Source organism: Streptococcus halitosis, from assembly GCF_003143695.2.
GTDB lineage: Bacteria > Bacillota > Bacilli > Lactobacillales > Streptococcaceae > Streptococcus > Streptococcus halitosis.
In genome coordinates, this window is record NZ_QEMY02000016.1 from 1 (window position 1) to 243 (window position 243).

Annotated in this window: 1 pseudogene; it reads left to right on the forward strand. The window is 43.6% G+C overall.

Going from position 1 to position 243, the window contains the following annotated elements:
* Positions 1-243, forward strand: a pseudogene (locus DB729_RS09410) (hypothetical protein); the annotation flags it as partial.

Consider the following 243-nt stretch of genomic DNA (forward strand, 5'->3'; position numbering starts at 1 on the left):
AGAAGATAAGTCAATCAAGGTTCCGAACAAGGCAGCTTACAAGGCAGATCTTCCAAACAAACCAGGCTTTACGAAAGACTCTAATGAAGTTCCAGTAACGCCACCAACACCAGAAGAACCAGAAATCAAGAAAGATGTGAATGGCAAAGAAGCTGAAACTCTTGGCAAACGCGACCAAGTCTTCACTTATAACGTGAAAACAACAGTAGCGCAAGATGCGACAGCCTTCTCAGTCACAGATAC